Genomic DNA, 9,540 nt, shown 5'->3' with positions numbered 1-9,540 from the left:
GCCGTGTCCTTGCCGTGAGTGGCAGCCGCACGCGACAAGATGGCCAGCAGGTCGTTCGGCGTCATCCAGTCGATCGATCGCCAAATGGCCAGGAGGGGCTCGTGATGGGCTACCACGCGCAGCAGCGTTCGATGGGCCTCACGCAGCTTGTCTGTGCGCAGGTACATCTGTGCCGTCTGGATCTCCTTGATGATGAGCATCCAATAGAGTTCGGAGACCTGCACATGGGTGATCCATGCATGCTCTCCGGGATGATCGCTGACCGTGCGCTGCAGCGAATGGAGGGCGTCGGTCTGCATCCATGCGCTGTAGGGCGTCTGCCCGATCGCGGTACTGGTCGATGCGTGGTCGTCGATGTTGGTGGGGGTATCGCTCACTYGAGGCTCCTGGTTGTGGTTGCGTGGGTCGGTTCACTTGAGACGGGCGCGAAGGATCCGCTCGATCTGCTGCGCGATCCGCAAGAGCGCGCCGTCCTGACCTCGCCTGGCGACGATCTGCAGCGATGCCGGAAGGCTGAAGTCCGCCGAAGCCAGGGGAATCGAGATCGCGGGCAGTCCCGCGACATTGAAGGGCGCGGTATAGGTCATCAATGCCTCGCGGACCGTGCCGGACCATTCGCCGATCGATGCCGTGCGCGCATCCAACAGCGGCGCGGTGCAAGGGCAGGTCGGCAGGAGGAGGTAGTCGACCGTTGACATGGTCTGTTGCAGGTTCGCTGCAAAGCGCCATCGGGTCTGCTGTGCTTGCGCATAGTCGCGAAGGGCCATGGTCTTCGCACGCTCCAGCCTCTCGATGGTCTCGGAGCCGTAGTGCGTGGCAATGCGATCCCAATCGTTCCGCCTGAAGTGTTCGACGGCGCCTTCGGTCAGAACGATGTTCGCGAATGCCTCGTAGACGGTGTCGAACAGACCGGGCGTGTCGACCTTCGCGCACGCAAAGACTTCTTCGAGGCATTCGATGGCGTCATTGAAGGCCAATGCGATCTCGGGACTCAGCGGGACCGGCGCAATCTCGTGGATGACGCCAAGGCGTGCGGAAACCCACGCATCGTCTTGGGGGCCCTTGATGTGAAAGGCGCCCGCCAGAACGACGACGTCATCGACGCTCTCCCCAAGGAGACCGGGGTGATCCAAGGTCGGGGCCAATGGAAACACGCCTCGGGTGGAGAGGGTGCCGAAGGTCGGCTTGAAGCCGACGACGCCACACAGCGCAGCAGGAATCCGGACCGAGCCGCCGGTATCCGTGCCCAGCCCCGCCGCGACAGCACCGTACGCGATCGCCGCGGCAGCACCACCGCTGGAACCACCGGGAATGCGGCTTCTGTCCAGGGGATTCAGGGTGACTCCATAGACCTCACTGGACGTGGTGACCCCCCACGCGAATTCGTGGGTCGTGGTTTTGCCGATGGGGATGGCACCTTGTTCCACCAGCACCTTCACGATGTCGGCATCGGCGGTCGGCACATGGCCGAGATAGGCGGCCGAACCGTACCGGGTTTCAACATCCTTGGTGTCGATCAGATCCTTGATACCGATCGGTAACCCTTCAAGCGGCCGTTGACTGCCTTCCGCATAGCGAAGATCGCTCTCCGCGGCAGCCTTCAAGGCACGATCCCAGTCGATGACCGAGAAGGCGTTGACGCATCGATTGCAGGCCTCCGCTGTGTCGAGCGCTTGCTCCGTCAGCGCGATCGCAGTCAGGCGCTGTGTCGCAAGGGTGTCGAGTGCTTGGCGAAGGCCCGGTGTGCGCGAGGCCGCGCTGGATGGCTGACGGATGTTGCTCATGGGGTGGCGTTGGCAATGAAGACTTGACTCTGGAGCGGAAAGATATGCCAACCGACATCCGCCGTGTGCTGGTCTTTGCCGAACGTAGCGTCCAGGAACGTGGACGACGGAAATGCGATAGATCGTTCGCCGTTCCGGAACCCAGCGTGCAAGAAGTGCCGGCTTCTCAAGGGGTGTGGATGAACCTAGAGTTCTCGAACGCCGAGCCCATTGGGTTGCGAGCTTCTACCAGAGACGTTGCCAGAAATGATGGAGTACGCCGTGCAATTGACTAAGTGCGATGCGATGACGATTGATGTGCCACTGATGGAAATGGCGAAGGCGGCTCGCGCTGCCATGGCGGATCCTGCCCGCGCCACCGTCATGGGCGAAGAGGCGAACCCGCGCTTCGAGCTGTTCCATGCGGCGAGCTCGCTGTGCTCGCAGAAGGTACGAACGGTGCTCCATGAGAAGCGGCTGTCCTATCGTTCGAACGACATGGTCATCCTGTGTTCGATGGGAAGCGACGGGGTCGTCATCCCGGCCGAGCACTACAGCCCCGCCTACGTCCGTCTGCGGCTGATCGCCGGCCGGGAACTGGACCGGGAATTCGTTAGCGGATACAGCGGGCGGACGTCGGTCGAAACGGAAGGTTTCGATCCTTGTGTCGTGCCCTTGCTCATCGATCACCAGGCCGGCCGCGTGATCGCGGATTCCCTGCGGATTTGCTGCTATCTCGATGCCGTGTCGCGGGAATCCGTCCGGCTCGTCCCGGACGAGATCGAAGCGCTCGCCGAGGTGATGCGTCAAGTGGGCATCGTCGACAGGATCCCGAACGGGGCGCTGCTCTATGGCTTTCATCCGGACGCGGACAGGCGGCCGGCCATACTCAAATCGGTGATGGAGACGGTCTATGAGTACAAGATCGTGGCGCTGGAGGGGTTGATGGCCGCCAATGCGGGCGAGCCTGAACTGGTCGCTGCCTACCGCGCGAAGATCACGAAGGAGATCGGCGGCAAGGCGGTGCGCCACGACGCGGCGTTTCAGCGCGCCGCCCGGATGCATGTGGGCGGTCTATTGACGGATCTCGACCGTGCGCTGAGCGGGCAACCGCTCCCTTATCCGAAGGGAAGCTCCTTTTCGCTCGGCGATGTAGTGTGGGGTGTCAATCTCGTTCGCCTGGCATACCTCGGTTTGGCATCGATGTGCGACGAGCTTCCCAACGTCGGGCGGTATTTCGACGCGCTCGTCCGGCGGCCATCGCTGTGCAAGGAAGCGATCCAGGCTTCAATCGAGAGTCTGCCGCACTCCGACGCCATGGACGCGTTCGCGGACTGCCGCGATGCGTTCGCTGCGTAAGCGCAAAGAGCGAGGCCGCCCGGATTGACGCGCGGCTCAGCGGGCGTCGGGCACCAGCTCCACCCATGCGGGCTGGCCCTTGACTCGCGCGACCCATTCGCGAATGGAAGCAAAGCGGTCCATGTCGTATCCACCTTGAGCGGCCAGCGAGACATAGGCGAAAACTGCCGTGTCTGCGATGGTGTAGCGCTCGCCGACCAGCCAAGTGCGTCCGAGCAGCCAGCGATCCAGCTTCTCGAGCGCCGGATAGCCTTCGGCATGAAACCGTTGGATCTCCTGCTGCCTGCCACTGGCCAGGCCGTGCAGATGCCAGACGCGCGGTACGGCGATCGCCTTTTGCAGATCGGCCTGTTCGAAGAACAGCCAGCTCGTCACTTCCGCACGGGCATAGGGATCGTCCGGCAGGTAGGGCGTGCCTTGCGCCAGGTAGAGCAGGATTGCGGCCGACTCCACGATCGTTCGACCATCCTCGAGCTGCAGAACGGGGACGCGTGCGAAGCGACTGATCTTGCGAAATGCGGCTTCTTGCGTATCGCCCTTGCCGATATCGAGCGTGATGCGCTCGAACGGAAGTCCAAGCTGGCTCAGCAGGATGCGCACCTTCCACGAGTTACCCGACAAGCGACTGTCATAGAGGCGCAGCATCTGTTGACTCCATCATCGATTGCATTCGCCGATGATTTTCACACCAACAGCGCGATGCGAAAAGTGTCAGCCAGGGTGATGACGCGCTGCCGAAGGGCAGCGAAACGTAGTGTTGGGCACACCAGTGAAAATTCGCCGGCCGCGACCGACGAATGGCCGAGGCCGAGAAGCTGCCTGCGGCGCAGCGCATTCATTTGGGAATTGGCTTTCACGCGGGTTCTTTCGTCACAGAGACTTCAGGAAGTCGATCATCTTGCGGCGATCGTCGGCGCTCAGGGCCTTGAACCGGTCGCGGCTGGCCTGCGATCTCCTCGTAGCGGTCGATCTTTCAACCCGGCCTGGCGGCCGTCGTAGTTCTTGCCGCCGTCCGTCACCAGCCCTTGCGACAAGCGACCGCCGAACCGCCCGATGAGCTCGCCGGTACTCCCGTCGCGCCGGCCGATGTAGCAGTGCGGGAAATTCCCATACATACACCATTGCGGACGCATGACTCGCCTATCGGAAGTTATGCAGATTCGCGCGGCTCGCCGCCTCGTCGAGTGCTTGGTGATGCGGAATGCGGTCCTTCCACGCCATTCGATGTCGCGGGGAAGCCCCGACGCAGACGGAGAGTGACTGGGCCATGGAGGTGCCTCCGGGTTGCTGCGCGCATGTTGGAGATCCGCAAAATTGCCCTGAGAGCTGCCGCGTGGTCGGAGCCGGACAGGGTTTCTGTGGGTCGGATTCATGGACCGCCGGTGATACCCTCTACCGCGTCCCAATCAACCCAAGCCCAGACACACAACATGCGCACCCCAAGGACCCTGTCGACCGCCCGCCAAACATTGCTGGGACTCGCCGCCGTCGCGGCATTCACCGGCGCCGCACGGGCCGACGTACTCGACGATGTCAAGGCGCATGGCGTGCTCAAGTGCGGCGTCACGTTGGCCGCGCCCGGCTTCTCGGCCGAGGACAACGCCGGCAAGCGCGAAGGCTTCGACGTCGACTTGTGCAAGGCCATCGCCGCCGCGACGCTCGGCGACGAGACCAAGATCCAGCTCGTGCCGATGGATCTCAAGACCGCCTTTGCCGGCCTGCCCACCGGCGCGGTCGACGTGCTCACGCACCGCTTCACCTGGACGCAAAGCCGCGACGTGAGCGGTCTCAAGTTCCCGAAGGTCATGTTCTTCGACGGCCAGGGCTTCGCCGTCACCACCAAGTCGAAGGCCAGCAAGATCGCCGACCTCAACAACGCCACCATCTGCACCGCGCAGGGCAGCACGTCGGAACTCATCGTCGCCGACTACTTTCGCGCCCACAAGCTCAAATACAAGATCGTGACCTTCGCCTCGCAGGAGCAGGCGTGGGATGCCTTCGTCGGCAAGCGCTGCGACGCGGCCATCAACGACCGCTCGGGTCTGGCCGCGCGCCTGGCCAAGCTGCCGAATCGCGATGAATTCAAGGTGCTGGCCGAGACGGTTTCCAACGAACCCATCGGCCCGATCGTTGCGCAGGGACAGCCGCGTTGGGAAGCCGTCGTGCGCTTTACGATGAACGCCCTGGTGGCGGCTGAAGAACTTGACATCACGCAGGCCAACGTCGACGAGCAACGCAATTCGCAGAGCCCGGACGTGCAGCGCCTGCTGGGTACCACGGGCGACTTCGGCGTCAAGCTCGGCGTGAACGCGGACTGGGCCTACAAGGCCATCAAGGCCGTGGGCAACTACGGCGACGTGTGGGACCGCAACGTCGGCCCGAAAACCGCCCTGCGCCTGGACCGCGGCCGCAACGCGCTGGTGGCCAATGGCGGCCTGATGATGGCGATTCCGGTCCGTTGAAGGGGAGCGAGAGAGGGCGCCCCGCGCGCCAGGTACGCGCATGATGACCCCTCGCCGCTCAAAGATGTCTCGCGCCGTTCTCATGGAACGGCTGCCGGGCTATGTCGGACAGGTCTTGCTCGTGGCCCTGATCGGCTGGCTCGCGTGGCGCGGAATCGCCAACTTCCTGGGCAATGCGCACACGCTTGGCGTCTCCATCGGCTACGGCTTCCTGCGGACCGAGGCGGGCTTCGAGATCGCGCAGACGCTGGTCCCGTTCGGCCCGGCATCGACCTATGGCGACGCCATCATCGTGGCCGCGCTCAACACGCTGCTGGTCGTGGCGCTGGCGATCGTGTTCAGCACGCTCATCGCACTCTTCATTGCGTTCGGCCGGCTCAGCACGCATCCGCTGGTCCGTGGCGCCKCGACCCTTTACGTGGAGGTGTTTCGCAACATCCCCATGTTGCTGCAGATCTTCTTCTGGTACTTCTCCGCGATGGCCCTGCTGCCGGACGTGGGCGACAGCCTGCACCTCGGCCCCGCGTTGCTGAACAACCGCGGGCTGTTCCTGCCGCGCCTGTTGATGTCGGCCACGGGTGGCTTCGGATGGGACATACCCGTTGTCGAAGGCTTCAACATCAGCGGCGGCTTCGCGCTGTTGCCTGAACTGATCGCGCTGACGCTCGGCCTGTCGATCTACAACAGCACCTTTCTGGCCGAGATCTTTCGCGCGGGCATCCTGTCGGTACCGCGCGGCCAGTCGGAGGCCGCGGCCTCCGTGGGACTAAGCGGCGTGCGCGCCGCCTTGCTGGTCGTCCTGCCGCAAGCCCTGCGCGTTGCATTGCCGCCGGCTGCCGGGCAGTACCAGACGCTCGCCAAGGCCTCATCGCTTGCCGCGGCCATCGGCTACCCGGACGTCATGCAGATCGTCGGCGGCACGGTGCTGAGCCAGACCGGCCAGGCGCTCGAAGCCATGGCGCTGGTCGTCGTGCTGTATGCGGCCATCAATCTCACCATCGCGTTCCTGGTGAACCTGGCCAACCGCCGCTTGTTGAAACGCCATGGCCGCTGAGACGAGCCGCTTTCTGCGCGAGGCGCTGGTTGATCCACGGCCTGCGCCGGTGGCCACGACCCCTGCGCTCACGCGCTGGCGCCGGGCCTGGTTTCCGGGTCCGGCGATGGGCTTGCTCTCGTTGCTGTTGCTGGTCGCGTTCGTCCTCGCGGGCTGGCGCTTCCTCGATTGGGCCGTCGTGCACGCGCAGTGGACCGGCACCTCCAGCGACGCCTGCCCGGACAGCCGCGGCGCCTGCTGGGCCTTCGTGACCGCGCGGTGGAAGCCCTGGCTGGTCGGCGACTATCCATCGAATCAGTTGTGGCGCGCCTGGACCTGCTTCGCGGGGTTCGCATTGTTCTGGACCTGGGTGATTCGCCGCGCGCACGGCGCGAGCCTGCAGCGCGTGTTGATGGGCTTCGTGTGGATGCCGGTGCTGTTCTTCCTGCTGTTGCTGGGCGGCGGCATCCTGCCCTACGTGCCACCGACGCGTTGGGGCGGCCTGCTGCTCACGCTGGTCGTCACGCTGGCTACTTTTGCCACCGCGCTGCCGTTGGGCCTGGCGCTCGCGCTCGGCCGCCGCTCGCGCCTGCCGGTGGTGCGCTGGCTCTGTGCCGCGTTTGTCGAGTCCATGCGCTCGGTGCCATTGCTGGTCGTGCTGTTCATCGCGGCCACCTTGCTGCCGATGTTCCTGCCCAGGGGCTCGAACGTCGACCTGTTCTCGCGCGCGCTCGCCGCTTTCGCGCTGTTCAACGCGGCGATGGCGGCGGAAGTCTTTCGCGGCGGATTGCAGTCCATCGGCCGGGGCCAGTTCGAAGCCGCTACGACGGTGGGCCTGAGCGACTTCATGGCCTTGCGCCTGATCGTGCTGCCGCAGGCCGTGACCGCCGTGGTGCCGGCGCTGGTCAACATCATGATCGCCGTGATCAAAGAGACGACGCTGCTTTCGGTGATCGGCGTCAACGACCTGCTCGGCGCGGTGGAGACAGGCGCCAAGTCGCCCGGCTGGGTGGGCGACGCCAACATCCTGACCTCGGGCCACGTCTTTCTGGCGCTGGCCTACCTTGTCGTCTGCTGGGGGCTCTCGCGCTACAGCCGCCGGCTCGAAGCCTCGCGCTGACCCCGATTGAATCCTCGAATGACGAACACGCCTCCCGAAGAAGCGAATGCCACCGCCGTGGTGCGGATGACTGACATCAACAAGTGGTATGGCGACTACCACGCGCTGCGCGCCATCGACCTGCAGGTGGCGCCGGGCGAACGCATCGTGATCTGCGGGCCATCGGGCTCGGGCAAGTCCACGCTGGTGCGCACGGTCAATCTGCTGGAGCCCTTCCAGCAGGGGCATCTGCACGTTTGCGGCGTCGAAGTCGGCGCCGACGACATCACGCGCGCCGCACGGCTCGCCGTGAACCGGCGCGTGGGCATGGTGTTCCAGCAGTTCAACCTGTTCCCGCACATGACCGCGCTTCAGAATCTGACCGTCGGGCCGGTGTGGGGCAGCGGTGTGGGCCGCAAGGAGGCGCATGAGCGCGCCATGCACTACCTGGAACGCGTGGGACTGCGCGACCATGCGCACAAGCATCCGGCACAGCTCTCCGGCGGCCAGCAGCAGCGCGTCGCGATCGCGCGCACCCTGTGCACACGACCGCAGGTGGTGCTGTTCGACGAGCCCACGGCCTCGCTCGACCCCGAAATGGTGAATGAAGTCTTGCAAACCATGGAGGCCCTGGCCGGCGAAGGCATGACGATGATGATCGTCACGCACGAAATGGGCTTCGCGCGCCGCGTCGCCGACCGCGTGATCTTCATGGACCAGGGACAGATCATCGAGACCGCACCGCCCGACGACTTCTTCGACCGGCCGCAAAGCGCGCGCCTTCGATCCTTCCTCGGGCAACTGCTCACGCATTGAGCCTGCCCTGACCACCTTTCACACAATGGAGACAAGCAAACCATGACCGTCATCGACGTCCACACTCACATGTTCACCACCCGGTGGCTCGAACTGCTCAAGAAAGAGGGCGGGCTCTACAACATCAAGACGCGGCCGGACGGCCAGCAGGAAATCTTTCGTGGCGACACGCCGGTCGTGCTCCCGCAGCGCGGCCACTTCGACTACGACCTGCGCGTGAAGCACATGGACGCCGCGGGCATAGACGTGTCGGTGGTCTCGCTCACCTGCCCCAACGTGTACTGGGGCAACGAGGACATCAGTTGCCGCGCCGCCAGGGAGTCGAACGACACGATGGCCGAGGCGCAGACCACCTACCCCGACCGCATCCGCTGGTTCACCTCGCTGCCCTGGGAATATCCGCAGCGCGCCATCGAGGAGCTGGAGCGCACCTGCGCCAACGGTGCGGTCGGCGTGATGGTGCTGGCCAACATTGCCGGCCGCAGCCTGACCGACCCGCTCTTCGCGCCCATCTGGGCCGAGATCGACAAGCGCGGCCTGCCCGTGCTCGTGCACCCGAYCGACCCGCCAGGCGTCGACATGATGGACATGACCAAGTTCGACCTGAGCTGGTCCGTCGGCTTCATGTTCGACACCACGCTGGCCATCACGCGCATGATCTTCGAAGGCTTCTTCGACCAGTACCCCAACCTGAAGATCATCGCCTCGCACGGCGGCGGCACCCTGCCCTACCTGGTCGGCCGCTTCGAGAAGGGCGACGAGGTCGAGATCCCGAGCCGGCGCCAGATGAAGCGCAAGCCCACCGAATACCTGCGCCACATTTACTACGACAGCATCACCTACAACCTGGGGGCGCTGCAGTACCTGATCTCGGTGGTCGGCACCGAGCACGTGATGTTCGGCACCGACTGGCCGCACCAGGTGCACGACACGAAGGGCGCGTTCGCCAACACGGCGAGGCTGCCGGCGGAGCAGACCGCGGCGGTGCGCTCGGGCAATGCGCAGCGC

The 9,540-nt window shown here is 64.7% G+C and carries 10 protein-coding genes; 6 read left to right on the top strand and 4 right to left on the bottom strand.

Features of this window, described 5'->3' with window-relative positions:
* Both AC1DY5_RS29640 and AC1DY5_RS29635 read right to left on the bottom strand, forming a co-directional pair.
* Nucleotides 1-377, bottom strand: a 377-nt coding sequence (locus AC1DY5_RS29640; RefSeq protein WP_478117260.1) for a tryptophan 2,3-dioxygenase family protein, incomplete at its 3' end; no start/stop codon positions are given.
* A gap of 33 nt (nucleotides 378-410) precedes the next feature.
* Nucleotides 411-1,784: an amidase gene (locus AC1DY5_RS29635; RefSeq protein ID WP_478117258.1), complete on the bottom strand. Its 1,374-nt coding sequence runs from the start codon at nucleotides 1,782-1,784 to the stop codon at nucleotides 411-413.
* A gap of 261 nt (nucleotides 1,785-2,045) precedes the next feature.
* Here AC1DY5_RS29635 and AC1DY5_RS29630 point away from each other — a divergent pair, with 261 nt between their 5' ends.
* Nucleotides 2,046-3,122 (top strand): glutathione S-transferase family protein, encoded by a 1,077-nt coding sequence (locus AC1DY5_RS29630; RefSeq protein ID WP_478117256.1) that lies wholly within the window; start codon nucleotides 2,046-2,048, stop codon nucleotides 3,120-3,122.
* Nucleotides 3,123-3,158: 36 nt separating this feature from the next.
* Here the strand turns inward: AC1DY5_RS29630 and AC1DY5_RS29625 are convergent, their stop codons facing one another.
* Together AC1DY5_RS29625 and AC1DY5_RS29620 are read right to left on the bottom strand one after the other, a co-directional pair.
* Nucleotides 3,159-3,767 (bottom strand): glutathione S-transferase family protein, encoded by a 609-nt coding sequence (locus tag AC1DY5_RS29625; RefSeq protein WP_478117254.1) that lies wholly within the window; start codon nucleotides 3,765-3,767, stop codon nucleotides 3,159-3,161.
* Between the two features lie 38 nt (nucleotides 3,768-3,805).
* Entirely contained in the window at nucleotides 3,806-3,979 is a 174-nt protein-coding gene (locus tag AC1DY5_RS29620) for a hypothetical protein (RefSeq protein ID WP_478117252.1), read from the bottom strand.
* 573 nt (nucleotides 3,980-4,552) lie between these two features.
* Between AC1DY5_RS29620 and AC1DY5_RS29615 the strand changes: the two genes are divergently transcribed.
* The 5 genes from AC1DY5_RS29615 to AC1DY5_RS29595 form a co-directional block, all read left to right on the top strand.
* A complete protein-coding gene (locus tag AC1DY5_RS29615; protein ID WP_478117250.1) occupies nucleotides 4,553-5,584 on the top strand; it encodes an amino acid ABC transporter substrate-binding protein in 1,032 nt (343 codons plus the stop codon).
* Nucleotides 5,585-5,648: 64 nt separating this feature from the next.
* Nucleotides 5,649-6,638, top strand: coding sequence for an ABC transporter permease subunit (locus AC1DY5_RS29610; protein WP_478117248.1), 990 nt, complete (start codon nucleotides 5,649-5,651; stop codon nucleotides 6,636-6,638).
* Nucleotides 6,628-7,737, top strand: coding sequence for an amino acid ABC transporter permease (locus AC1DY5_RS29605; protein ID WP_478117246.1), 1,110 nt, complete (start codon nucleotides 6,628-6,630; stop codon nucleotides 7,735-7,737). The genes AC1DY5_RS29610 and AC1DY5_RS29605 overlap by 11 nt, the downstream gene beginning before the upstream one ends.
* Nucleotides 7,738-7,755: 18 nt before the next feature.
* Entirely contained in the window at nucleotides 7,756-8,532 is a 777-nt protein-coding gene (locus AC1DY5_RS29600; RefSeq protein WP_478117244.1) for an amino acid ABC transporter ATP-binding protein, read from the top strand.
* 42 nt (nucleotides 8,533-8,574) lie between these two features.
* The coding region (locus tag AC1DY5_RS29595) for an amidohydrolase family protein (RefSeq protein ID WP_478117242.1) at nucleotides 8,575-9,540 on the top strand (966 nt) is incomplete at its 3' end.

The sequence above is a fragment of the Variovorax sp. P4_D9 genome (assembly GCF_056401695.1).
The sequence above is the reverse complement of the archived record's forward strand: the minus strand, read 5'-3'. Positions and strand labels throughout refer to the sequence as shown.